14 protein-coding genes are annotated in these 26072 nt (G+C 41.5%); 12 read left to right on the forward strand and 2 right to left on the reverse strand.

Annotated features, from left to right (window positions below; genetic code table 11):
- The 8 genes from FHR28_RS06905 (at position 1) to FHR28_RS06940 (ending at position 17548) form a co-directional block, all read left to right on the forward strand.
- The gene (locus FHR28_RS06905) at positions 1 to 540 is read left to right on the forward strand and encodes a KdsC family phosphatase (protein ID WP_004724342.1); all 540 of its coding nucleotides are present in this window, start codon (positions 1 to 3) and stop codon (positions 538 to 540) included.
- Between the two features lie 39 nt (positions 541 to 579).
- On the forward strand, positions 580 to 1125 hold the full coding sequence (gene lptC / locus FHR28_RS06910; protein WP_004724340.1) for an LPS export ABC transporter periplasmic protein LptC: 546 nt from the start codon (positions 580 to 582) through the stop codon (positions 1123 to 1125).
- A 10-nt stretch (positions 1126 to 1135) separates the two neighbouring features.
- Complete coding sequence (gene lptA, locus FHR28_RS06915) at positions 1136 to 1678, forward strand: lipopolysaccharide transport periplasmic protein LptA (protein ID WP_085944134.1); 543 nt, start codon at positions 1136 to 1138, stop codon at positions 1676 to 1678.
- Positions 1678 to 2421, forward strand: a complete 744-nt coding sequence (lptB, locus tag FHR28_RS06920; protein WP_004724336.1) for an LPS export ABC transporter ATP-binding protein — start codon at positions 1678 to 1680, stop codon at positions 2419 to 2421. Before lptA ends, lptB begins: the two co-directional genes overlap by 1 nt.
- Before the next feature lie 612 nt (positions 2422 to 3033).
- Complete coding sequence (locus FHR28_RS06925) at positions 3034 to 15255, forward strand: BapA/Bap/LapF family large adhesin (RefSeq protein WP_166782245.1); 12222 nt, start codon at positions 3034 to 3036, stop codon at positions 15253 to 15255.
- Between the two features lie 112 nt (positions 15256 to 15367).
- On the forward strand, positions 15368 to 15964 hold the full coding sequence (locus FHR28_RS06930) for an IMPACT family protein (RefSeq protein ID WP_166782246.1): 597 nt from the start codon (positions 15368 to 15370) through the stop codon (positions 15962 to 15964).
- A complete protein-coding gene (locus FHR28_RS06935) occupies positions 15957 to 16574 on the forward strand; it encodes an acyltransferase (protein WP_105713775.1) in 618 nt (205 codons plus the stop codon). Before FHR28_RS06930 ends, FHR28_RS06935 begins: the two co-directional genes overlap by 8 nt.
- A 131-nt stretch (positions 16575 to 16705) precedes the next feature.
- Positions 16706 to 17548, forward strand: coding sequence for a universal stress protein (locus FHR28_RS06940; RefSeq protein WP_004719212.1), 843 nt, complete (start codon positions 16706 to 16708; stop codon positions 17546 to 17548).
- A gap of 381 nt (positions 17549 to 17929) precedes the next feature.
- Here the strand turns inward: FHR28_RS06940 and FHR28_RS06945 are convergent, their stop codons facing one another.
- Positions 17930 to 18595, reverse strand: a complete 666-nt coding sequence (locus FHR28_RS06945; protein WP_004719214.1) for an O-methyltransferase — start codon at positions 18593 to 18595, stop codon at positions 17930 to 17932.
- A gap of 200 nt (positions 18596 to 18795) precedes the next feature.
- Positions 18796 to 19848 carry a Rieske 2Fe-2S domain-containing protein gene (locus tag FHR28_RS06950; RefSeq protein ID WP_166782247.1) on the reverse strand — a complete coding sequence of 351 codons (1053 nt, stop codon included), beginning with the start codon at positions 19846 to 19848 and terminating at the stop codon, positions 18796 to 18798.
- A gap of 859 nt (positions 19849 to 20707) precedes the next feature.
- Here FHR28_RS06950 and FHR28_RS06960 point away from each other — a divergent pair.
- The 4 genes from FHR28_RS06960 (at position 20708) to pstB (ending at position 25518) form a co-directional block, all read left to right on the forward strand.
- The gene (locus tag FHR28_RS06960; RefSeq protein WP_004719220.1) at positions 20708 to 21715 is read left to right on the forward strand and encodes a substrate-binding domain-containing protein; all 1008 of its coding nucleotides are present in this window, start codon (positions 20708 to 20710) and stop codon (positions 21713 to 21715) included.
- A 103-nt stretch (positions 21716 to 21818) separates the two neighbouring features.
- Entirely contained in the window at positions 21819 to 23198 is a 1380-nt protein-coding gene (gene pstC / locus FHR28_RS06965; RefSeq protein WP_004719223.1) for a phosphate ABC transporter permease subunit PstC, read from the forward strand.
- Positions 23195 to 24589: a phosphate ABC transporter permease PstA gene (gene pstA, locus FHR28_RS06970; RefSeq protein ID WP_166782248.1), complete on the forward strand. Its 1395-nt coding sequence runs from the start codon at positions 23195 to 23197 to the stop codon at positions 24587 to 24589. The genes pstC and pstA overlap by 4 nt, the downstream gene beginning before the upstream one ends.
- Positions 24590 to 24606: 17 nt before the next feature.
- A complete protein-coding gene (pstB, locus tag FHR28_RS06975; RefSeq protein WP_004719228.1) occupies positions 24607 to 25518 on the forward strand; it encodes a phosphate ABC transporter ATP-binding protein PstB in 912 nt (303 codons plus the stop codon).
- Positions 25519 to 26072: the final 554 nt, after the last annotated feature.

Genomic DNA, 26072 nt, shown 5'->3' on the forward strand with positions numbered 1-26072 from the left:
ATGGCTTCTTATGTTTTACTGGAACAAGCGCGTCATATTGAAGCATTGGTTTTAGATGTAGATGGTATTTTGAGTGATGGTTTTGTGACGTTGACCAATACAGGGGATGAAATTAAATCCTTTGATATTCGTGACGGATTGGGCATGAAACTGGTGCAAAAATCTGGGATTAAAGTCATCATTATCACAGGACGTAAAAGCAATATTGTTGAAAAACGTATGGCTGATCTGGGGGTGGATTTGGTCTTTCAAGGTCGTGAAGACAAAGGGACTGCACTTAAAGAAGCTTGTGCTCAATTCAATTTAGATCCTGAAGACTGTTTATATATGGGCGATGATTGGCCAGATCTTTCTGCCTTTGCAATTGCAGGAATGAAAGTCACTGTACCCAATGGGCATGTTGAAGTGCGTCGTCGAGCAGATTTAGTCACTCAGGCGATGGGTGGGCGTGGAGCTGTGCGTGAAGTCTGTGATATGTTGCTGATGGCAAAAGGCACTTACCAAGAATTACTTGAAAAATATACAGCTATACCGCATTAATAGCGTAAATTCAGATTGATCAAATGTTGAATGTAATTTATGGATACTAAGGTTTTATATGTGACTGCAGTTGTCATCGCGGCAATCAGTGGTGGCTATTACTATTACAGTGGAAAAGGCAAAAAGTTGGATGCGAATTCAGCAAAAAGCATGACGTATACTGCTGAGGGTATCCAGTTGGTTCAAACAGATGAAAAGGGTAATCTTTATGTTCGTGCTCAAGTGGATCGTTTAGAGCAGGATTTACAAAGAAAAACTTCAACATTGAGTAATCTCAATGCTTCGATGTTTCATCAAAATAAAGTAGATTCAACTTTTTTTGCAAAAGAAGCACGAGGATTTAATGACAATGAAAAAGTCGTTTTATCTGGACAAGTTAAAGCGACCAAGATTGGTGAACGAGGGACCATGGAATTTCAAACAGACGAGTTAACGGGTTACCCTAAAATACGTCAGTTTGAAACGACTCACCAAGTGACTGTTAATGCACCTGATGCAGAATTTATTAGTCAGGGTTTAAAAGCTGATTTAAACCAAGGTCAATATGAATTTGCACATATTCGAGGAAAGTATGTACCTAACTAAGCCTTTTTCAATGAAACAATCTTTCCTAATAAAAGCGATCTGCACTGCCGGTTTAATGGGCTTGTCTGCAGTAGCATTTGCATTACCGTCAGATCGTAATCAGCCAATTTCATTGGTTGCAGATAAAGCAACCTATAATGAAGCTGCGGGTGTAACGACATATACCGGTAATGTCATCATTGAGCAAGGTACTATGAAGCTTCAAGCTGCTTCAATTGTGGCTCAATTGAATAAAAATAAGCAAATTAGTACCATTACTGCCACTGGGGGCCCAGCAAAGTTTCAACAACAAGTTGATACGGCTAAGGGTGTTGCTCGTGGAGAAGCGCAAAAAATTATTTATAATGCTGAAACAGGTATTATTAATCTGATTGGTAATGCTTATTTATATCAAGATGGAGCAAGTATTCGCAGTAGTTCATTAAAATATAGTATGAACAAAGGTGATATTGAGGCTTCGGGTAGTTCAAATAGCACAGGTTCTGCGAAAGGACGTGTACAAATTATTATTCCGCCAAATAGCACCAAGTCTTTCCCTGGAGCGCGTGATTAATGACAGCATCGAATCAGCCTCAAGTACTTTGTATCAAACATTTAGCAAAAGTTTATAGTAAACGCTGGGTGGTCAAAGACGTTTCATTTAGTATGCAAAGTGGACAGATTGTGGGTTTGCTTGGGCCGAATGGTGCGGGTAAAACCACCAGCTTCTATATGGTCGTTGGTTTGGTGCGAATGGATAAAGGCGAAATTCATCTTGATAATGAAGATATTTCTGATTTAGCTATGCATCAGCGTGCACGTAAAGGGATTGGTTATCTTCCACAGGAAGCTTCAATTTTCAGGAAGCTAACCATTGCTGAAAATATCATGGCTATCCTTGAAACACGTAAAGATTTAAATAAACAGCAGCGCCAACAACGGCTCAAAGAATTATTGGAAGATTTTAAAATCACCCATATTAAAGATTCTCTTGGAATGAGTGTGTCAGGTGGTGAGCGCCGCCGTGCAGAGATCGCACGCGCACTTGCAGCAGATCCAAAATTTATGCTTTTGGATGAACCTTTTGCAGGTGTCGATCCAATCTCGGTAGGTGATATTAAAGATATTATTCGCCAGTTAAAAGATCGTGGGATCGGGGTTTTGATTACCGACCATAATGTTCGTGAAACCTTAGCGATTTGTGAGCATGCTTATATTGTGAGTGAAGGTGCTGTGATTGCGGAAGGTACGCCAGAAGAAGTGTTGGCAGATGAAACTGTGCGCCAAGTGTATTTGGGTGATGATTTTACTGTCTAACGACTCAGCGTTTTTAAAAAGATGAAGGACTTCCTTCATCTTTTTTTTTGCTTTTTGTGAGGTATATTTAAAAAAAAACCAGTTTTTATTCAATATTTCATTAATTATTATTTCATTAAAATTTAACAACATAGTTTTAATGTGATGGTTGTCACAGATAAAGAAATGTGTTACATGTTTTGTTTAAATTTTAATCTAAGCTAAATTCTTAAGTTTCTATAATACCCATAAAATTTAAATGGGAATTTCATATTTTTAAACGCTATGAGTTGTATAAAAATAACAGGCTATTTTTTTTAAAGTAGACAAAATTATTAATAAAATTTAAATAAATTTATAAAAGTGATTGTTGGTAATTTCAGTAATGAATATAAAGTGATAATTAAATTTAATCTCAATAAATTAGCAAAATAAACAAGTAAGATTTTAATTAAATGATAATTGCATCACAATGTAATGGTTTTAAAAAAGTTCAATCATTTAGCTATTATAGACAAGCACAGTTTTTTATATGTATATGTGATTTTAATATTAAAAATATACACTTGTGAAATTTATCTCACTTATTTATCTTTTTTGCATAACAGTAAATTATAAGACGGAAAAAATATTATGAAAAACATCACTATTTATGAAAAAGGAACAGCTAAAGTTCTTACTCAAGATTTAGTTAATAAACACTACTCAGTGTATAAAGTAAATCTTGATAGCGCAGAAATAGCCAAGATTGTAAAAGTTAATAATAATTTGGAGGTTTATTTACAAAATGGAGAAAAAGTTGTTATTGATGATTTCTTTATTGGTGAAAAACCAAAAGAATTTACAATAGAAACTTCAGATGGAAAGCATTATTTACTTAACTTTCTTGAGTTTGATGCGAGTGGTACAGTAACTAAAATCGATTATTTAGGGATTGCAGATTTTCAAGAATATCTAGTTGGTGAACATTCTCCTGTACCAGCATGGGCTTGGGTTGCAGCTGCAGCTGGGGTGATTGGTATTGCAGCAGCGTCAGGAGGAAGTGGTGGTTCAAACCATTCGGGAAGCGGTGATAAAACTGGACCAAAACTTACCTATGATATTTTAGATAATCAGAAAATTAAAATCACTGCAGATGAAGCAAGTAAAATTACAATAGTTGATGCGAGTGGTAAAGCAATTGGGTCAGGGCAATTAAATCAAGCAGGTGCGCTTGAAATTAATTTAACGAGACCTTTGGTTGATAATGAAAAAATTACAATAACAGCAACAGATAATGCGGGAAATAAAACAACTGAAACAATAAATGTTGGCGATGTTACAAAACCTGACGTCGAAATAAATATTGTTGATAATGATACTATTCAGGTCACTTCAAATGAACAAGGTAGTAAAGTTATAATTAAAAATGAAGCAGGACAAACAATTGCTGAAGGCGTAATTGGTGCTGATGGAAAATTAACAGTTGATTTAACTACACCTTTAAATGACGGTAGTAAGATTATTGTTGATGTTATTGATGCTGCAGGTAATCAAACAGAAAAAGTAATTACAGTAGGTGATGTAACACCGCCAATTATTACTACAACTATTCAAGATGCGACCCATATTCAAGTTACTTCAAATGAAGCGGGTCAAGTTAAAATCACGGATAGTAACGGTAATGTAATTGGTACGGGTACAATTACAGGTAATAACACGGTTGATAATGTTCAATTAACACGACCACTCACTGATGGTGAAAAAGTTACGGTTACAGTGACAGATGGTGCGGGTAATCCAAAAGCGATAGAAGTTACAGCAGGTGACGTCACAAATCCACAATTCCAATCTTCGCATGTGGATAGTACAGGAACACAACTAACTCTTACCTACAGTGAAGCACTCGATCCATTACATCCACCAGTTGCAGGTGACTTTGCAGTGATCGCAAATGGTCAGGTTGTACCTGTAACAGGTGTTACGGTGAATGGCTCTAGTGTGGTGTTAACCTTGGGTACACCAGTAACAACAGGTCAAGCGGTTACAGTGGGTTATACCGATCCAACTGCTGATAACGATGCCAATGCGATCCAAGATACAGCAGGCAATGATGCAGCAACCCTTCCGGCAACAGTGGTGGACAATGGTTCGACTGTACCTGGTGGCGATACTACAGCGCCTACATTTGTCAGTGCAGCGCTAGATACAGCAGGCACATCGTTGACGTTGACCTATAGCGAAGCGCTAGACGGCACCAACTTACCACCATTGAACAGTTTCGTGGTGACCGCAGATGGTCAGGTGATTCCAGTGACAGGTGTTACGGTCAATGGTTCTAACATCGTGTTAACCTTGGGTACACCAGTAACAACAGGTCAAGCGGTTGAAGTGGGTTATACCGATCCAACTGCTGATAACGATGCCAATGCGATCCAAGATACAGCAGGCAATGATGCAGCAACCCTTCCGGCAACAGTGGTGGACAATGGTTCGACTGTACCTGGTGGCGATACTACAGCGCCTACATTTGTCAGTGCAGCGCTAGATACAGCAGGCACATCGTTGACGTTGACCTATAGCGAAGCGCTAGACGGCACCAACTTACCACCATTGAACAGTTTCGTTGTGACCGCAGATGGTCAGGTGGTTCCAGTGACCGGTGTTACGGTCAATGGTTCTAACATCGTGTTAACCTTGGGCACAGCAGTGGCAGCGGGTCAAGCGGTTGAAGTGGGTTATACCGATCCAACTGCTGATAACGATGCCAATGCGATCCAAGATACAGCAGGCAATGATGCAGCAACCCTTCCGGCAACAGTGGTGGACAATGGTTCGACTGTACCTGGTGGCGATACTACAGCGCCTACATTTGTCAGTGCAGCACTAGATACAGCAGGCACATCGTTGACGTTGACCTATAGCGAAGCGCTAGACGGCACCAACTTACCACCATTGAACAGTTTCGTTGTGACCGCAGATGGTCAGGTGGTTCCAGTGACCGGTGTTACGGTCAATGGTTCTAACATCGTGTTAACCTTGGGTACACCAGTAACAACAGGTCAAGCGGTTGAAGTGGGTTATACCGATCCAACTGCTGATAACGATGCCAATGCGATCCAAGATACAGCAGGCAATGATGCAGCAACCCTTCCGGCAACAGTGGTGGACAATGGTTCGACTGTACCTGGTGGCGATACTACAGCGCCTACATTTGTCAGTGCAGCGCTAGATACAGCAGGCACATCGTTGACGTTGACCTATAGCGAAGCGCTAGACGGCACCAACTTACCACCATTGAACAGTTTCGTTGTGACCGCAGATGGTCAGGTGATTCCAGTGACCGGTGTTACGGTCAATGGTTCTAACATCGTGTTAACCTTGGGCACAGCAGTGGCAGCGGGTCAAGCGGTTGAAGTGGGTTATACCGATCCAACTGCTGATAACGATGCCAATGCGATCCAAGATACAGCAGGCAATGATGCAGCAACCCTTCCGGCAACAGTGGTGGACAATGGTTCGACTGTACCTGGTGGCGATACTACAGCGCCTACATTTGTCAGTGCAGCGCTAGATACAGCAGGCACATCGTTGACGTTGACCTATAGCGAAGCGCTAGACGGCACCAACTTACCACCATTGAACAGTTTCGTTGTGACCGCAGATGGTCAGGTGGTTCCAGTGACCGGTGTTACGGTGAATGGCTCTAGTGTGGTGTTAACCTTGGGCACAGCAGTGGCAGCGGGTCAAGCGGTTGAAGTGGGTTATACCGATCCAACTGCTGATAACGATGCCAATGCGATCCAAGATACAGCAGGCAATGATGCAGCAACCCTTCCGGCAACAGTGGTGGACAATGGTTCGACTGTACCTGGTGGCGATACTACAGCGCCTACATTTGTCAGTGCAGCGCTAGATACAGCAGGCACATCGTTGACGTTGACCTATAGCGAAGCGCTAGACGGCACCAACTTACCACCATTGAACAGTTTCGTGGTGACCGCAGATGGTCAGGTGATTCCAGTGACCGGTGTTACGGTCAATGGTTCTAACATCGTGTTAACCTTGGGCACAGCAGTGGCAGCGGGTCAAGCGGTTGAAGTGGGTTATACCGATCCAACTGCTGATAACGATGCCAATGCGATCCAAGATACAGCAGGCAATGATGCAGCAACCCTTCCGGCAACAGTGGTGGACAATGGTTCGACTGTACCTGGTGGCGATACTACAGCGCCTACATTTGTCAGTGCGGCACTAGATACAGCAGGCACATCGTTGACGTTGACCTATAGCGAAGCGCTAGACGGCACCAACTTACCACCATTGAACAGTTTCGTTGTGACCGCAGATGGTCAGGTGGTTCCAGTGACCGGTGTTACGGTCAATGGTTCTAACATCGTGTTAACCTTGGGTACACCAGTAACAACAGGTCAAGCGGTTGAAGTGGGTTATACCGATCCAACTGCTGATAACGATGCCAATGCGATCCAAGATACAGCAGGCAATGATGCAGCAACCCTTCCGGCAACAGTGGTGGACAATGGTTCGACTGTACCTGGTGGCGATACTACAGCGCCTACATTTGTCAGTGCAGCGCTAGATACAGCAGGCACATCGTTGACGTTGACCTATAGCGAAGCGCTAGACGGCACCAACTTACCACCATTGAACAGTTTCGTTGTGACCGCAGATGGTCAGGTGATTCCAGTGACAGGTGTTACGGTCAATGGTTCTAACATCGTGTTAACCTTGGGCACAGCAGTGGCAGCGGGTCAAGCGGTTGAAGTGGGTTATACCGATCCAACTGCTGATAACGATGCCAATGCGATCCAAGATACAGCAGGCAATGATGCAGCAACCCTTCCGGCAACAGTGGTAGACAATGGTTCGACTGTACCTGGTGGCGATACTACAGCGCCTACATTTGTCAGTGCAGCGCTAGATACAGCAGGCACATCGTTGACGTTGACCTATAGCGAAGCGCTAGACGGCACCAACTTACCACCATTGAACAGTTTCGTTGTGACCGCAGATGGTCAGGTGGTTCCAGTGACCGGTGTTACGGTCAATGGTTCTAACATCGTGTTAACCTTGGGCACAGCAGTGGCAGCGGGTCAAGCGGTTGAAGTGGGTTATACCGATCCAACTGCTGATAACGATGCCAATGCGATCCAAGATACAGCAGGCAATGATGCAGCAACCCTTCCGGCAACAGTGGTGGACAATGGTTCGACTGTACCTGGTGGCGATACTACAGCGCCTACATTTGTCAGTGCAGCACTAGATACAGCAGGCACATCGTTGACGTTGACCTATAGCGAAGCGCTAGACGGCACCAACTTACCACCATTGAACAGTTTCGTTGTGACCGCAGATGGTCAGGTGGTTCCAGTGACCGGTGTTACGGTCAATGGTTCTAACATCGTGTTAACCTTGGGTACACCAGTAACAACAGGTCAAGCGGTTGAAGTGGGTTATACCGATCCAACTGCTGATAACGATGCCAATGCGATCCAAGATACAGCAGGCAATGATGCAGCAACCCTTCCGGCAACAGTGGTGGACAATGGTTCGACTGTACCTGGTGGCGATACTACAGCGCCTACATTTGTCAGTGCAGCGCTAGATACAGCAGGCACATCGTTGACGTTGACCTATAGCGAAGCGCTAGACGGCACCAACTTACCACCATTGAACAGTTTCGTTGTGACCGCAGATGGTCAGGTGATTCCAGTGACCGGTGTTACGGTCAATGGTTCTAACATCGTGTTAACCTTGGGCACAGCAGTGGCAGCGGGTCAAGCGGTTGAAGTGGGTTATACCGATCCAACTGCTGATAACGATGCCAATGCGATCCAAGATACAGCAGGCAATGATGCAGCAACCCTTCCGGCAACAGTGGTGGACAATGGTTCGACTGTACCTGGTGGCGATACTACAGCGCCTACATTTGTCAGTGCAGCGCTAGATACAGCAGGCACATCGTTGACGTTGACCTATAGCGAAGCGCTAGACGGCACCAACTTACCACCATTGAACAGTTTCGTTGTGACCGCAGATGGTCAGGTGGTTCCAGTGACCGGTGTTACGGTCAATGGTTCTAACATCGTGTTAACCTTGGGCACAGCAGTGGCAGCGGGTCAAGCGGTTGAAGTGGGTTATACCGATCCAACTGCTGATAACGATGCCAATGCGATCCAAGATACAGCAGGCAATGATGCAGCAACCCTTCCGGCAACAGTGGTGGACAATGGTTCGACTGTACCTGGTGGCGATACTACAGCGCCTACATTTGTCAGTGCAGCGCTAGATACAGCAGGCACATCGTTGACGTTGACCTATAGCGAAGCGCTAGACGGCACCAACTTACCACCATTGAACAGTTTCGTTGTGACCGCAGATGGTCAGGTGATTCCAGTGACCGGTGTTACGGTCAATGGTTCTAACATCGTGTTAACCTTGGGCACAGCAGTGGCAGCGGGTCAAGCGGTTGAAGTGGGTTATACCGATCCAACTGCTGATAACGATGCCAATGCGATCCAAGATACAGCAGGCAATGATGCAGCAACCCTTCCGGCAACAGTGGTGGACAATGGTTCGACTGTACCTGGTGGCGATACTACAGCGCCTACATTTGTCAGTGCAGCGCTAGATACAGCAGGCACATCGTTGACGTTGACCTATAGCGAAGCGCTAGACGGCACCAACTTACCACCATTGAACAGTTTCGTGGTGACCGCAGATGGTCAGGTGGTTCCAGTGACCGGTGTTACGGTCAATGGTTCTAACATCGTGTTAACCTTGGGCACAGCAGTGGCAGCGGGTCAAGCGGTTGAAGTGGGTTATACCGATCCAACTGCTGATAACGATGCCAATGCGATCCAAGATACAGCAGGCAATGATGCAGCAACCCTTCCGGCAACAGTGGTGGACAATGGTTCGACTGTACCTGGTGGCGATACTACAGCGCCTACATTTGTCAGTGCAGCGCTAGATACAGCAGGCACATCGTTGACGTTGACCTATAGCGAAGCGCTAGACGGCACCAACTTACCACCATTGAACAGTTTCGTTGTGACCGCAGATGGTCAGGTGGTTCCAGTGACAGGTGTTACGGTCAATGGTTCTAACATCGTGTTAACCTTGGGCACAGCAGTGGCAGCGGGTCAAGCGGTTGAAGTGGGTTATACCGATCCAACTGCTGATAACGATGCCAATGCGATCCAAGATACAGCAGGCAATGATGCAGCAACCCTTCCGGCAACAGTGGTGGACAATGGTTCGACTGTACCTGGTGGCGATACTACAGCGCCTACATTTGTCAGTGCAGCGCTAGATACAGCAGGCACATCGTTGACGTTGACCTATAGCGAAGCGCTAGACGGCACCAACTTACCACCATTGAACAGTTTCGTTGTGACCGCAGATGGTCAGGTGATTCCAGTGACAGGTGTTACGGTCAATGGTTCTAACATCGTGTTAACCTTGGGCACAGCAGTGGCAGCGGGTCAAGCGGTTGAAGTGGGTTATACCGATCCAACTGCTGATAACGATGCCAATGCGATCCAAGATACAGCAGGCAATGATGCAGCAACCCTTCCGGCAACAGTGGTGGACAATGGTTCGACTGTACCTGGTGGCGATACTACAGCGCCTACATTTGTCAGTGCAGCACTAGATACAGCAGGCACATCGTTGACGTTGACCTATAGCGAAGCGCTAGACGGCACCAACTTACCACCATTGAACAGTTTCGTTGTGACCGCAGATGGTCAGGTGGTTCCAGTGACCGGTGTTACGGTCAATGGTTCTAACATCGTGTTAACCTTGGGTACACCAGTAACAACAGGTCAAGCGGTTGAAGTGGGTTATACCGATCCAACTGCTGATAACGATGCCAATGCGATCCAAGATACAGCAGGCAATGATGCAGCAACCCTTCCGGCAACAGTGGTGGACAATGGTTCGACTGTACCTGGTGGCGATACTACAGCGCCTACATTTGTCAGTGCAGCGCTAGATACAGCAGGCACATCGTTGACGTTGACCTATAGCGAAGCGCTAGACGGCACCAACTTACCACCATTGAACAGTTTCGTTGTGACCGCAGATGGTCAGGTGATTCCAGTGACCGGTGTTACGGTCAATGGTTCTAACATCGTGTTAACCTTGGGCACAGCAGTGGCAGCGGGTCAAGCGGTTGAAGTGGGTTATACCGATCCAACTGCTGATAACGATGCCAATGCGATCCAAGATACAGCAGGCAATGATGCAGCAACCCTTCCGGCAACAGTGGTGGACAATGGTTCGACTGTACCTGGTGGCGATACTACAGCGCCTACATTTGTCAGTGCAGCGCTAGATACAGCAGGCACATCGTTGACGTTGACCTATAGCGAAGCGCTAGACGGCACCAACTTACCACCATTGAACAGTTTCGTTGTGACCGCAGATGGTCAGGTGGTTCCAGTGACCGGTGTTACGGTCAATGGTTCTAACATCGTGTTAACCTTGGGCACAGCAGTGGCAGCGGGTCAAGCGGTTGAAGTGGGTTATACCGATCCAACTACTGATAACGATGCCAATGCGATCCAAGATACAGCAGGCAATGATGCAGCAACCCTTCCGGCAACAGTGGTGGACAATGGTTCGACTGTACCTGGTGGCGATACTACAGCGCCTACATTTGTCAGTGCAGCACTAGATACAGCAGGCACATCGTTGACGTTGACCTATAGCGAAGCGCTAGACGGCACCAACTTACCACCATTGAACAGTTTCGTTGTGACCGCAGATGGTCAGGTGGTTCCAGTGACCGGTGTTACGGTCAATGGTTCTAACATCGTGTTAACCTTGGGCACAGCAGTGGCAGCGGGTCAAGCGGTTGAAGTGGGTTATACCGATCCAACTACTGATAACGATGCCAATGCGATCCAAGATACAGCAGGCAATGATGCAGCAACCCTTCCGGCAACAGTGGTGGACAATGGTTCGACTGTACCTGGTGGCGATACTACAGCGCCTACATTTGTCAGTGCAGCACTAGATACAGCAGGCACATCGTTGACGTTGACCTATAGCGAAGCGCTAGACGGCACCAACTTACCACCATTGAACAGTTTCGTTGTGACCGCAGATGGTCAGGTGGTTCCAGTGACCGGTGTTACGGTCAATGGTTCTAACATCGTGTTAACCTTGGGCACAGCAGTGGCAGCGGGTCAAGCGGTTGAAGTGGGTTATACCGATCCAACTGCTGATAACGATGCCAATGCGATCCAAGATACAGCAGGCAATGATGCAGCAACCCTTCCGGCAACAGTGGTGGACAATGGTTCGACTGTACCTGGTGGCGATACTACAGCGCCTACATTTGTCAGTGCAGCGCTAGATACAGCAGGCACATCGTTGACGTTGACCTATAGCGAAGCGCTAGACGGCACCAACTTACCACCATTGAACAGTTTCGTTGTGACCGCAGATGGTCAGGTGATTCCAGTGACCGGTGTTACGGTCAATGGTTCTAACATCGTGTTAACCTTGGGCACAGCAGTGGCAGCGGGTCAAGCGGTTGAAGTGGGTTATACCGATCCAACTGCTGATAACGATGCCAATGCGATCCAAGATACAGCAGGCAATGATGCAGCAACCCTTCCGGCAACAGTGGTGGACAATGGTTCGATTGTTCTTCCACCACTTAATGCTGTAAATGATGAATTTGCATTAGATCTAGGTCAGGAAACTCGTCTAGATCGTACAGAAGTTGTAGGTTCAGATATCGCAGTTGTTGATATCTTGGGGAATAATGCTACTGGTTTAAATTTTTCAATTCCACAAACGACAGGCAATGCTGGTAAGGGGGCGACAGGTAATATTTCTGTCACAGTTTCGCAACAAGATCTGATTTCGGTTGGTGAGGCTGTTCAGATTGTTATTTATCAGCAAACTACCAATGGACCGGTGGAGGTTGCACGTGGTACGAGTCAAGGTGGTATTGTCACTGTGGGTGGTATTGGAATCATTGGTGTCGTGAATAGTAACGACTCAATTAAGCTTGATTTCACTAATTTACCTGAAGGTAATTATACGGTTGCAGTTCAGGCTGATGATAGTGCTCTAACAACTTTACTCAAAGACGTTGCTATTACTGACCTTGGTGGCGAAGGAGAAATTCTGGGTGCTTCAAATGCGGCAGCTATCGGGGCAGCAATTAATACAGTACTTGGCCCATTAGGTGCTCCAGTTCTCGCTTTAGTCAATACAATTTTAATTCCTGTAAATACACTCGGTTTACCGCTTTCGAGTGTCGTTAACCAACTATTAAATGTATTGCCAATTAGCGTAATTGATTACATTGTTGATGCGGCTGTTGCACCTTTATTATCAAACTTATTAACGATTTACGAAAAAACAAATATTAGTGTAACTGGAACTGAAGAGGTTTTTGCGAACTTTGCAGTGACAGGTAATGTTTTTGCTGATAATGGAAATGGTCAAGATGTAATTGGTGGTGGTTCGATCACTGAAATAGATGGTGCGTCTGTTGCACAAGGTAGTGTTACGATTCAAGGAGAGTATGGAAGCCTTGAAATTAACACACTAACTGGAGTCTTTACTTATACTGTGACAACTGGAGAATCGGCTCTTGGAAAAACTGAAATATTTGATTATAAACTGTCTAATGGAGCAACATCTGATACGGCTCAAATCATTATTAATATTGCAGGAACACCAGCAGATCCAGGTGAATTAACACCGCCAGATTATGTTGATCAAGTTGTTGCCCGTGATGACCTTGCAACTGTTAAAAATTATCATGAATCCGTGGGTGATGATATTGGAGTACAAGGTCGAGCTTCACAATTACTGGGCGTAAATTTACTCGGACTAAATATCTCTTTAGGTAATACAGTACCATTTAATTTTGAAGTTGAAGAAAATAGTACTTCAAGTGTTAATGTTAGTGTGGGCGGCAGTTTTGTTAATGCTGCGCTTGGAGGGATTGTTGGTACTTTATTAGGGACATCAGGTAAGTCCTTTAATGCAGTCCTAGAACGCCAATACCTAGATGAAAATGGTGTAGCGCAAAAAGAATATTTCATCGTTCAAGATGCTGTCAAATTGACTGCAACAGGTCTATTAGGGGCTGTATTTACTTATTCTGGCCAAATTAATCTAGATAATTTACCATCAGGTGTTTATACCATCGCACTGCAAGAGAATCCAACCAATAGCGGTTTATTGCAGCAGATATTAAATCTGTTGGATTCAACCCTATCTGCTCAGTTATTTGGTGGTGTTGAATTAACCATGCAAGACCAAACCAATAAATATTTGGGTTCAAGTACCATAGAAGGAAATGTAATTTCAAGTGTTGATGGAGCGGATGAGGTAAATACAACAACATTTGTTACTAAAGTAGCCAATGAGGTGGGTGATCCTACAGTCACATTATCAGGTGCAAACACGGTTGTGGTTGGTGCTTACGGAACACTTTATATTTCTCCAAACGGACATTATAAATATGTGAGTAATGGTAATGCTGCAGATATTGGTAAGGTAGATACATTTACCTACACAATCAGGGATTTTAATGGTAGTGAAGCAACAGCGAATTTGAATATTCGTATCGATGGTGATAACTCTGGTGTAGTTTGGGATAATATAAATCCTCAAAATGATGTATCTCTTCCAGCTCCAATTATTTTAGACAATGCTGAGCATGTCGCTATTGGTGCTGTAACGAATGTTCATCAATCCAGTACTTCGAATCAAGGGGATCTTAAAATTGCAGCAGGTCTAATCGGAGGAGGGAATGGTACTTACACTCCAACAACATTTAGTATAGCAAATACGGATTCTGCACATGTTGTAGTTAAAGTGAATTTACCTCTACTTTCACTTTCTGTAGCTCCAACGATTGTACTTACAATCAAAGATCAAAATGGTATTACGGTTGGTACAAAAACAGAAAAACCACTTCTTGCAATCGGTTCAGTAACTGTAGACATGCCTAATTTAGGACCAGGAACTTACACAATTACGGCATCTGCAACGGGTAATACTGGTTTTGGATATGATGCTGCAGTGACCTTAACACAAGACATTACCCATTATAATGAAATTGCCCCAGTAACTGCTGCTGCAATTACTGGCAATATGTTGACAGATGATATCTATAATTCATCTTATGCTAAATTCAGTATTGATACCGGTAATGGGCAGTTTGTAGAGGTGGGTTATAATGGTGTGACGGTGCAAGGTGAGCATGGCAGTCTGTTCGTGAAAAGTGATGGAAGCTATGTTTATACACCGAGTGCTGACGTAATTGGTCGTCAAGAAGTATTTGATTATAAACTCTCTGTTTTTGGTCAAGATCATACAGCATCTCTTACAGTAACTGTTGATGCAATAACCACTGGTGATGCTCTACGCAATACACTGATTAGTGGTGAACTGAATGATACCTTTACTGGTAATGGTGGTTCAGATGTGCTTGTATATCATGTATTAGAAAGTGCAAGTGCTAGTGGTGGAAATGGCGTCGATCATTGGTCAGACTTCCATTCTGGAAATGTGAACACTGATACGAATGCAGACATAATTGATATTTCTGATTTACTGATTGGTTTTAACAGTGCAAATATCACAGCTGATTTAACAGCATCGGCAAACTATTTGAAAAATTATCTTGGTGTAAGAGTTGATGGTAATAATGTCACACTTACCTTAGATCGTGATGGTGCAGGAACTACGTACACCGGCAAAACTGATTTACTCCAATTAGATAATTTGGCGCAATCAGGTGCTGCATTTAACGGCAAAACTGAAGATGATATCTTGAAACTCTTGCTTCAAAATCATCAGCTTGTCCTATAATTTAGTCAGTGAATTGAAAACCCTAAGTTCGCTTAGGGTTTTTTATTGTCCAATGTATTTTAAAAGCACGTTATAATGGCAATATATTGAGTTTGAATGTTTTATTTTCATTATGGTTTATACACTTGTATCCGAAACGATTTTTGAGGAAGATATTAAAAAGAGTCGATTTCAAGCCATTTCAGCGCCTGTTGAAAATGAACAGCAAGTTAAAATGTTTCTGGAAAAAAATTTAGATCTAACAACAACACATCAATGCTGGGCATGGAAAATAGGTCATAATGTTCGTTTTAATGACGATGGTGAACCTTCAGGTACAGCTGGTCGCCCGATCCTTGCGACCATTGAGGGCAATGATTTAACCAATGCAATTGTATTGGTTAATCGCTGGTATGGTGGCATCAAGTTGGGTACAGGTGGTTTAGTTCGTGCCTATGGTGGCTGTGCAGGGCAATGTCTGCTTTTGGCTGAAAAAATAGAACTAATTGAAAAGAAGAAAATTTATTTTCAATGCCAATTTAGCGAATGGTCAATTTTTCAGTATGAATTAAATACCCAAGGTATTGAATATACAGAACAATATACTGCTAATGGGGTTGGAGTTGAGGCATTATTACAAATACATCAAATTGATCCACTTAAGTTAAAAATTCAAGATGTAACGCGTGGGCGTGAGCAACTTAAATTGTTGGAAGACGCTGATGATTGAACAAGACCCATTATTGAAATATCGTGAACAACATAAGCATCGCTTAAATTATATGCCGTGGCTGTATTATTCGCTTAAACCGAAAAATCGAGTTTGGGCGGAGCAGTGGCAGCAGCAGTATCAAGCATATTTGATGGCAATGGAAACTGTTGAAATAGGTCAAAATTGTTTTATTTCACCATTAGCTCATATTTTTGCTGAGCCTGGTCGGAAAATTGTCATTGGGGATAATACTTTTATTGCGGCGGATTGTACCTTGCATGGACCGTTAGAGATTGGTAATGAAGTCGCGATCAACCATCATTGTATTTTGGATGGGGGTAAAGTCGGTATTAAATTGCATGATCAAGTTCGTATAGCCGCCTATTGTCATCTTTATGCTTTTGATCATGGGATGGATTTGAGTATTCCTGTTTATCAACAAGCTGTGACTTCCAAAGGCATTGAAATTGGTCAGGATGTTTGGTTGGGCGCGCATGTTGGTGTGAAAGATGGTGTAAAAATTGCTTCACATGCGGTGATTGGAATGAATAGTATGGTTACTAAAAATGTAGCTGAACGAGAAATTGTGGCAGGGAACCCAGCGCGTTTTATTCGTTATCGTGAATGAACGCACAGTTTGTACAAATACATAATTAAATTATGGGATTAATTACATAAAGTTGTCCAAACTTATAAAAACTTATGCTAATTTAAAACAATAATATAGACCCAAAGCTGTAAAGCTAAAGCGAGGTTAAAATGAACAGAGTAGTGGCTTGTATTGACTCTTCTCCGTGCATCAATGCATTGGCAGAAGCAGCCGCATGGATTGCTCAAAAAACTGGTCGTGAACTGGTTTTATTGCAAGTATTGGATTATTACCCTGCAAGTTATCATTTAGGGGAAATTAGTGGGGTAATTGGCTTTGAAAGTAATGCGATGTTACTTAAAGAGCTGGCTGAACTTGAACAAAAGCAAAGTGAGTTAGCACTGGATTACAGTAATAATTTACTCAAGCATATTTCTGAAATGATTCAAGAAAAATACAATATCACACCGATTCAAATTCAAGCCAAAGGTGATTTTCTCGAACAAAGCTTCAATGAATTGACTGAAGATGATATCGCTGTCATCGGTCGAGTGGGTGAGCGTTCAGCTGAGAAGAATAAAATACTGGGCAGTAATGTTGAAAACTTTATTCGTGGAACGAAAAGTACCGTATTAACCGTTGGGCAAACATTTAAACCACCTACACGGTTTATTTTTGCTTATGAGCTTTCAGAAACATGTCAAAAAATGCTAAAACGTGTTGAAAAAAGTGATTTGCTTAAACTTTTGCAATGCCATTTACTCTATGTCGGTGATCATCCTGAGATTCTCAATGAGCCTGCGCAACGTTTAAAAGATGCGGGTTTGGATGTGGTGGTAGAGTACCGTTATGGTGATGTTGCTGAAAATATTTTGGATTATCAAGATCAGCATCAAATTCAATTGATTGTTTTAGGTGCATTTAGCCATAGTAAAATTCATCAGTTCTTTTTGGGTAGTGTAACGACCACTATTTTTAGAAATGCTGCAGTTCCATTGTTGGTCGCAAAATAACTTTGATTTGAAGTTAAAAGACAACGCGTCTGAGCAATCGAGATTGAGTCAAATGACCGATCAAACAGAAGAGATTAAATGCCACAAATAATATGATTTGTGGCATTTTTTTTGATTAAAAAATTTGATAAAAATATTGCATTTTGAAATGCAAGCGCTTTTTCATGAACCATGAATTTAACTGGTTGAAAATTAATCGACAATTAAAAGTATTTTATTTTCATGGGTTTATTAACGCATTATTGAGTTATCCACAATTCTACAAACAAGTTCAGGGGATAACTCTAAGGAGAATGATTGAAGCTAAGCTGGAGTTGTTAAAATTTTAGCTATAAAAAACTGCTATCTAAATAGCAGCTTTAAAAATTAAATCAGCATGCTTTATTTTACAATCGCAATGGCAAAACCATCATGCCCTTTGCTACCTACAGTTTGCAAAGCCGTACATGACAGAATTTTAGGATGGTTTTGCATGGCTTTATACATGTCACGGATCCCTTCAATACTTGGTTTGACATTGTCTGGGTCAAGAATGTCACCAGCACGAATCACGTTGTCCAAAACAATCACTGTACCTGAATGTGACAGACTTAAGCTTAATTCTAAATATTCAGGATAGCTTTGTTTATCAGCATCGACAAAAATAAAGTCAAAAGGTTCTGTAGCTTCAGGCAACGCTTTTAAAATATCGGCTGCACGACCACACTTTAATTCAACGGTTTGTTTGAGCTTGGCCTGATCTATATTTTCTTGACCTAAAGCAGCATGCGTATCACGACCTTCAATCGTTAAAATATAGCCATCATCAGGTAAGGCACGGGCTAACCACATAGTGCTATAAGCTGCAAAAGTACCTAATTCTAAAACACGTTTGCATTTGTTCATTTGAATCAACATTTGCAATAACATGCCCTGATTTGCGGCAACAGCAAGGTGGTCTGGAAATCCTTTATCCTCAGTGTTTTTTAATGTTTGTATGAGGATTGGATCTTCAGGAATTAAATGTGATTCGATATAGGCATCGATGTCTGACCACATTTGTTGCATGTTATACCACCTAATTGGAGTCACTTCATTTATGTAATGTGCATTTTAATCTTTTAATCGAAGAGTGCAATTTTAATAGAAACTTTTGAGTTAAATTTAATCAACTGGAAAAAATTATAAATATATAGAGCGATACGTTCAGGTTTTATTGTTTTAAAGAAGCCTGATCAACTTCTATAAAACATGGTGATGAAACTGATTTATGCGGCGAATAATGGGCTAAATCCTATTTTTCTTAATAAACGGCGATACATACTTGAACTGCGGTCAGCAGGGAAGTGCGCCTCAATGGATAAATCTAAAGGTAGATATTCTGGTTTTTGAGTCTCAACGATCAAACGGTCTTCTTCAAAGATTTTAAGGTTGTATTCATAAGCATCTTCTATTGGTAAATCTTGATCATAGTTACGACAAATTGGGGCAAATAATCGAGTACTACGTGCTGTTATGGGCGAGGCAGCATTCATAATGACCTGTTTCGCTTGATTGGGGAAATGAATGGTTAATGTTGCGGTAAAAGGCAAATGAATTTCAAAATGGCGTAACCATTGAAAATCCGCTTGTCCTAATTGATCTAGACCAATCGGGTAACGACCTACGCTACTGATATAATCAGCACTAAAACCATAGTCTGTTTCTTGCGTGGTGTAATCAGGCACTTCAGTATTTTCTGGGTCACCAAAAGTTTCTGGATGTACCCATGCAAAATGAGCAACATCGATAAAGCCTTCCAATTGTCGACCAGCAAAGCATTTTAAATCAACTTGAGGGCAAATCAGTTGTTGGTACGTGGTCTCATCCCAATGCGGCATGTTTGGGATATTGGGTATATCTTGCTTTTTTGCTAAAAGTGAACACCAGATTAACCCATAACGTTCAACTGCAGCATAGGTTTTTAGGTGGAAGCGGTCCGAAATTTTATGATTGGGATGCGCAGGGATACGATTACATTTTCCATTTTCACCAAAGCGTAAACCATGATAACGGCAAACGATACCTTGGCCATCATTTGTTCCGATACTTAAAGGAACACCGCGATGTGGACAGGCATCTTTGGCAACAATAATTTCAGAATTTATTTTATAAATGACCAATGGCATATCCAGCAACATGGTTCCTAGAGGCTGCTCAGTAATGTCTCTTGCTAATGCAATTGGATACCAATATTGGGCTAAGAGCTGCCAGTCATGTTCTGAGAAGGTCATATGAACGGGAAGGTCAGGATTGAAGCTGCTAGACGTTTTGCTATTCATATTCAAATCTTTTATGGAGTGCTCATTTGAATATAAAACAATGCCGTGTTCTTTGAAATTTCAATTATTGTGTTGAATGATTAAGAAAAATAGAACACTTGATTGAATAGTGAGCATGTTAAGCGGTGGATCTTTTGTATTGGCTTAGCTGTAATAATCTTTTAACATTTTTCCAAAATTTAATAAAAATGAGCTGACTACAATAAGTGCGATGGAGAAACTGCTGCAAAAGAAAATTATTTTTTGATAATTTAACCTGCAACTATTCATTAAAGGTAAATAGTAGACTTGATACATTGAACGTAAGGTTTGCATGGTTAATATAAATAAACTGATGAAGCTAAAACTAATGACAATATTTTGGATCAGATTGTATTGACTAGTTTGTGCCAATAAAAAGTAAATGATCCAACAACTCATATAGATAATGAACGTAATCATGCTGGCCGAGGCCACCATCTTTAGAAAAGTTTCATGCCATTCTTTACGATTTAATCTGATCATTTAAATTGCTCTTTTTTATTTATTTTAAGGGTTTTTAGATGGAAAAATAAGGCTATCACGACGTAACGTGTCGTTTGAAATGGGTAAACCTTAATACAACTTTTGTGACATACACATGAAATATTACAATTTGAATTGTAATATCCTCAAATTTAAAAAATAGAACACAGTTGATTACATATTGAATTTAAAAGATTTTTAATAAAATCAAATGTGAATTATCAAATATCATAAAAGCGTCATAAAGCTGTAACTTATTTGTCATATTTTAAAATCAAAATGCAGTTATCCGAAAAGTACGACACAACAAGAAGTGGTGTACTTCAAAATTGCAGTTTATTTAAGAGAGAAAAGAATGCGCATTAATCACATCGCACTTGCATTAGCAGTTTCAGGGGCAGCAGTAGCAGCAAACGCTCGTGATACCATCCAAATCGCTGGTTCTTCTACTGTACTTCCTTATGCGAGTATTGTTGCTGAAGAATTTGGTAATACTTTCCCTCAATTTAAAGCACCTGTAGTTGGCTCAGGCGGTAGTTCTGCTGGTCTTAAACAGTTCTGTTCAGGTGTGGGCGATAACACAATTGATATCGCAAATGCTTCACGTAAAATTAAAGATACTGAAATCGCAGCGTGTAAAAAAGCTGGCGTAAATAAAGTCCAAGAAATAAAAATCGGTTATGACGGTATCGTTTTTGCTTCAAATGCAAGCAAAGCAGCTTATAAATTACGTCCACAACACGTATTTGCAGCCCTAGCAGCTGAATTACCATCAAATGGTAAATTGGTACCAAACCCATATACACGTTGGAACCAAATTGACAAGTCTCTTCCAAATGAGCCAATTACTTTAGTTGTTCCTGCTTCTAACCACGGTACACGTGAAGTGTTCCAAGAAAAAATGGTTGAAGCGGGTTGTGAAAGTTATGATTACTTTAAAAAGTTAGACAAAGATGCTCAGAAAAAAGCATGTTCTAGCTTCCGTAAAGACGGTAAAGTAATTGAAATTGCAGGTGATTATACTGAAACTCTAGCGCGTTTAAAAACATCTCCAAGTGCGGTAGGTGTATTTGGCTTAGGTTTCTATGATCAAAATAAAGATAAATTACGTGTTGCTACAGTGAACAATGTTGTTCCTTCTGAGCAAACTGTTTTAAATGGTACTTACCCTGTATCTCGTCCTTTATACTTCTATGTAAAAGGTGAACACTTACAGTCAATCAAAGGCTTAAAAGAATATACTGAATACTTCCTTAACAAGAAGGTATCTGGTAAAGGTTCTAAGTTAGATAAAGCTGGTTTGATTTCATTGTCAGACGCTGAACGTGCAAAAGTATTGGCTGGTTTTAAAGCTGGTAAATAATAAAACCGCAATAATGGAGCTGATGGTGGGTGACTACCATCGGCTTTCCTTGCTAAGTAGAGTTTTTTCAAATTATTGAAATTGAAAAAACGGTGGAGAATACATGAATCTGCTACTCATTGGCGTGTTATTGGCTTTAATCGCTATCGCATATCAAATCGGGCTACGAAAAAGCCGAAGCCTAGCAGGTAAGGGAAATAACACTGCAATTTTACATTCACGTCCTGGCTATTATGGCTCTTTGGTGGCGTTGTGGTGTGGAATTCCAGCTTTTTTAATTTTGATAGTTTGGAACTTGGTAGAACCAAGTGTTTTACAACATCTAATTTTAAAAAATGTTCCAGCAAATATTGCTTCAACGCTAGATACAGCTGGGGTAGATGTACTGGTGGATCGTATTAAAGCAATTGCCTCTGGCTTTGGTGTGACAGATACGCCAGCAGCTTATGAGGTTGCAGCTGCAGAACAACTCTCAAAATTTGAAAGAATTGGCTCGTTTGCAAAGTTTGCTGTAGTAACGTGTGCTGCGATCCTTGGATTGATTTGGGCAAGAAAAAGAATTAGTCAACAATTTCGTGCACGTAACGAAGTTGAAAAAACCATTAACGTTGTTTTGATCCTGTGTTCAGGTGTTGCGATTCTCACGACTGTGGGTATTGTGATGTCGATGTTCAGTGAAGCGATGCACTTTTTCCAGTTTGTCAGTCCAATCGACTTCTTCTTTGGTACAGAGTGGAATCCTGGCTTTAGTACTTCAGGTAATGCTGAAGGAAGTTATGGTTTATTACCATTACTGTGGGGAACACTCATGGTCAGTGGTATTGCACTACTGGTTGCTGTTCCACTGGGTTTAATGATTGCAATTTATCTTGCTGAATATGCATCACCTCGATTCCGTTCATGGGCAAAGCCAACAATTGAAGTTTTGGCGGGTATTCCAACCATTGTTTATGGTGTTTTTGCCATGATGGTGATTGGTCCAATCTTCAAATCTATTGGCGACTCTATTGGCGTTGAGGTTAATGCGACCAGTGCTTTAACAGCAGGTTTTGCAATGGGTATTATGATTATCCCATTTGTATCTTCTTTGTCAGATGACATTATCACTCAAGTGCCACGTGCCTTACGTGATGGTTCTTTAGGTTTAGGTGCGACCAAATCTGAAACTATTCGTCAAGTGGTTCTTCCAGCGGCCTTACCAGGTATTACGGGTGCATTCTTACTTGCAGTATCTCGCGCAGTCGGTGAAACCATGATTGTGGTACTCGCTGCTGGTAATAGTCCACTGTTACATATCAATCCACTAGAAGCTGTCTCAACAGTCACTGTAACGATTGTAAAACAATTAACAGGCGATACAGACTTTGCAAGTCCGCAGGCATTGGTTGCCTTTGCACTGGGTTTAACTTTATTTACCATTACATTGTGTTTAAACATTGTCGCACTTTATATTGTGCGTAAATATCGTGAGCAATACGAATGAGTACATCAAATACATCTCCTGTGGATCAAAATGTATTTGATCCTCAAGCTGCCGCTGAGTTGCGAGAGAAACGTAAAGCTAGAATCGCCAGCTCATTGTCAAAACGTCATCGTAAAGAAAAGACCTTCCGTTTTGCTGGCTTTTCAGCAGTGATTATTGGTTTGGCATTTGTTGCAATTTTATTTGGAAGTATCTTATACAAAGGGTTGCCAGCATTTTGGCAAGCAAGTATGACTGTACCTGTGTATTTTGATCCAAGTATGATTGATGCAGGACCAAAACCAACACAAAAAGTAGGTGAATCTCCTGCTGTATTTCAAGAACGTTATGTCGACTGGCAAACTAAAATGGGTATGGTTGATTGGGATGCATTGATTGTAAATGCAATCATTTCAAAAGACCCAGCACTTGAAAGTCGTCGTGATGATCTTTCTGGCATCTATACCAGTTCAGAGGCATATCGTATCCGTGATATGGTCTTTAAAGATCCAGCATTGATTGGTAAAACAGTAGAGCTCAATTTCCTTGCTGATGCCAACATTGATGTGTGGTTAGCTGGTCATATTGATCGTTCATTGCCTGATGAGCAACAACAACTTAGTCCAGAAGTACGTCAACTTTCTGATGACTTAGCTGCGAAAGGGATTATTAACCGTACTTTTAACACGCAAATGTTCACCAACCCAGATTCACGCAGCTCACCAGCAACAGCAGGTTTGGCTGGTGCATTTATGGGTTCATTGTTCATGATGCTAATTGTGATCGCGATTTCTATTCCATTGGGTGTAGCAAGTGCGATTTATCTAGAAGAGTTTGCACCGAAAAACTTTATTACTGACATCATTGAAGTCAATATCAATAACCTTGCAGCAGTTCCATCGATTGTATTTGGTCTGTTAGGTGCTGCCATCTTTATTGGTTGGATGCATTTACCTATATCCGCACCTTTGGTTGGTGGTTTGGTCTTAAGTTTAATGACTTTGCCTACAGTGATTATTACCACACGTGCTTCATTGAAAGCAGTACCACCATCAATTCGCCAAGCGGCGTTAGGTATTGGTGCTTCTCGTTTACAAACAGTATTCCACCATGTATTGCCTTTGGCTCTACCGGGGATTATGACAGGTGCGATTATTGGTATTGCTCATGCATTGGGTGAAACTGCACCATTACTATTAATTGGTATGAGCGCTTTCGTTGCAAATATTCCAGTATCTCCATTAGATCAATCTACGGCTTTACCTGTTCAAGTTTACTTATGGCAAGGTAATGAATTACGTAACTTCTTCGAAGGGCGTACGGCTGCAGCCATCATTGTGTTATTGGCACTTATGGTCGGTCTAAACAGCTTTGCAATTTGGTTACGTAAGAAATTTGAAGTTCGCTGGTAAAAGAGGGCAGAATAGAGATGAATACTGTAGAAACTAAAAATTCCTTAAGACAGGATACAACCGTGAATTCTGAACAATCTCAATTTACATCGACTGATAGTAAGCAAAAGCAAGCAAGCACTTCTTTTGTCTCCCAGTTTGAGTCTTCGACACCGAAGAAAGAAAAAAATACAACTGTGAAACTTAGTGCTGAAGATGTGCATGTTTACTATGGTGACGCAGAAGCGATTAAAGGTATTGATCTTCAAGTTTATGAAAATGAAGTGATTGCATTTATTGGACCATCAGGTTGTGGTAAATCAACATTTCTACGTACCTTGAACCGTATGAACGATACGATTGATACTTGCCGTGTAACAGGTAAAGTGCGTTTAGACAACCAAGACATTTATGATCCAAATCTAGATGTTGTGTTGCTCCGTGCTCAAGTTGGAATGGTATTTCAAAAACCAAACCCGTTCCCTAAATCAATTTTTGATAATGTTGCTTATGGTCCTAAACTGCATGGTTTAGCCAAAGATAAGTATGATTTAGAAGAGATTGTTGAAAATAGTTTGCGTAAAGCAGGTTTGTGGGATGAAGTAAAAGATCGTTTAAGTCAGCCAGGTACAGGACTTTCAGGTGGTCAGCAACAACGTTTGTGTATTGCACGTACGATTGCGGTAAGCCCTGAAGTGATTTTAATGGATGAACCATGTTCTGCGCTCGATCCAATTGCAACAGCAAAAGTTGAGGAGTTAATCTCTGAGCTTTCTACGCAATATACAATCGCAATTGTAACTCACTCCATGCAACAAGCAGCGCGTGTCTCTGATCGTACAGCATACTTTCATTTAGGTGACTTAATCGAAGTTAACTCTACAGAGAAAGTCTTTACTCAACCAGATCACCAATTGACTGAAGCTTATATTACCGGCCGTTTCGGTTAAGTAGAATATTGATCAAGATAAGTTTAGATGTGAAATTAAAGGGCCGAAAGGCTCTTTTTTTATAGATAAAGTATATAAACCTCTGTGGCAATGAATCAAATTGACAAGAATGGTAGATCAAAAAACAATTAAAAATTTAAGCTTCAAAATAATGAATTGATTGTCTAAGTCTATTCTTTGATAAGTCTTGAAATAGGGATGTAATGCAGTTTTAATGAAGTCTTGTAAGTGAGGTATTGTTGACTAAGTTTATTTTGTTCTAGTAAAACCCACCTAATATGAATGGGTGAGGCTAAATGATTTAAGAGGCTGGAATAGATGAGCTATGTGTTCATGCTTTTATATACGTGATACGAAATAAATGCTTAATTGTTTGAACTTATAATCGCGGAACATTAGACAAATGCTTTTTAAGAAACACACCATTTTAAGCTTTGTGTATTAAACATATTTTTCAGTTAGTTCTTCATTTTATATGTAAATAGCTGTTGATTGTTATTTCTAATTTTCTGATCTATTCATAGTTGCTTTATATAAAAAAGGAGCTCAAAAGC

Origin of the sequence: Acinetobacter sp. BIGb0196, assembly GCF_011759595.1 — a bacterium.
In the GTDB taxonomy this organism is placed as follows: Bacteria; Pseudomonadota; Gammaproteobacteria; order Pseudomonadales; family Moraxellaceae; genus Acinetobacter; species Acinetobacter guillouiae.

What these genes read in the sequence shown, in the direction of transcription:
- FHR28_RS06905 (WP_004724342.1), top strand. Translation starts at nt 1, where the DNA reads ATGGCTTCTTATGTTTTACTGGAACAAGCGCGTCATATTGAAGCATTG.
- lptC (WP_004724340.1), top strand. Translation starts at nt 580, where the DNA reads ATGGATACTAAGGTTTTATATGTGACTGCAGTTGTCATCGCGGCAATC.
- lptA (WP_085944134.1), top strand. Translation starts at nt 1,136, where the DNA reads ATGAAACAATCTTTCCTAATAAAAGCGATCTGCACTGCCGGTTTAATG.
- lptB (WP_004724336.1), top strand. Translation starts at nt 1,678, where the DNA reads ATGACAGCATCGAATCAGCCTCAAGTACTTTGTATCAAACATTTAGCA.
- FHR28_RS06925 (WP_166782245.1), top strand. Translation starts at nt 3,034, where the DNA reads ATGAAAAACATCACTATTTATGAAAAAGGAACAGCTAAAGTTCTTACT.
- FHR28_RS06930 (WP_166782246.1), top strand. Translation starts at nt 15,368, where the DNA reads ATGGTTTATACACTTGTATCCGAAACGATTTTTGAGGAAGATATTAAA.
- FHR28_RS06935 (WP_105713775.1), top strand. Translation starts at nt 15,957, where the DNA reads ATGATTGAACAAGACCCATTATTGAAATATCGTGAACAACATAAGCAT.
- FHR28_RS06940 (WP_004719212.1), top strand. Translation starts at nt 16,706, where the DNA reads ATGAACAGAGTAGTGGCTTGTATTGACTCTTCTCCGTGCATCAATGCA.
- FHR28_RS06945 (WP_004719214.1), bottom strand. Translation starts at nt 18,595, where the DNA reads ATGCAACAAATGTGGTCAGACATCGATGCCTATATCGAATCACATTTA.
- FHR28_RS06950 (WP_166782247.1), bottom strand. Translation starts at nt 19,848, where the DNA reads ATGAATAGCAAAACGTCTAGCAGCTTCAATCCTGACCTTCCCGTTCAT.
- FHR28_RS06960 (WP_004719220.1), top strand. Translation starts at nt 20,708, where the DNA reads ATGCGCATTAATCACATCGCACTTGCATTAGCAGTTTCAGGGGCAGCA.
- pstC (WP_004719223.1), top strand. Translation starts at nt 21,819, where the DNA reads ATGAATCTGCTACTCATTGGCGTGTTATTGGCTTTAATCGCTATCGCA.
- pstA (WP_166782248.1), top strand. Translation starts at nt 23,195, where the DNA reads ATGAGTACATCAAATACATCTCCTGTGGATCAAAATGTATTTGATCCT.
- pstB (WP_004719228.1), top strand. Translation starts at nt 24,607, where the DNA reads ATGAATACTGTAGAAACTAAAAATTCCTTAAGACAGGATACAACCGTG.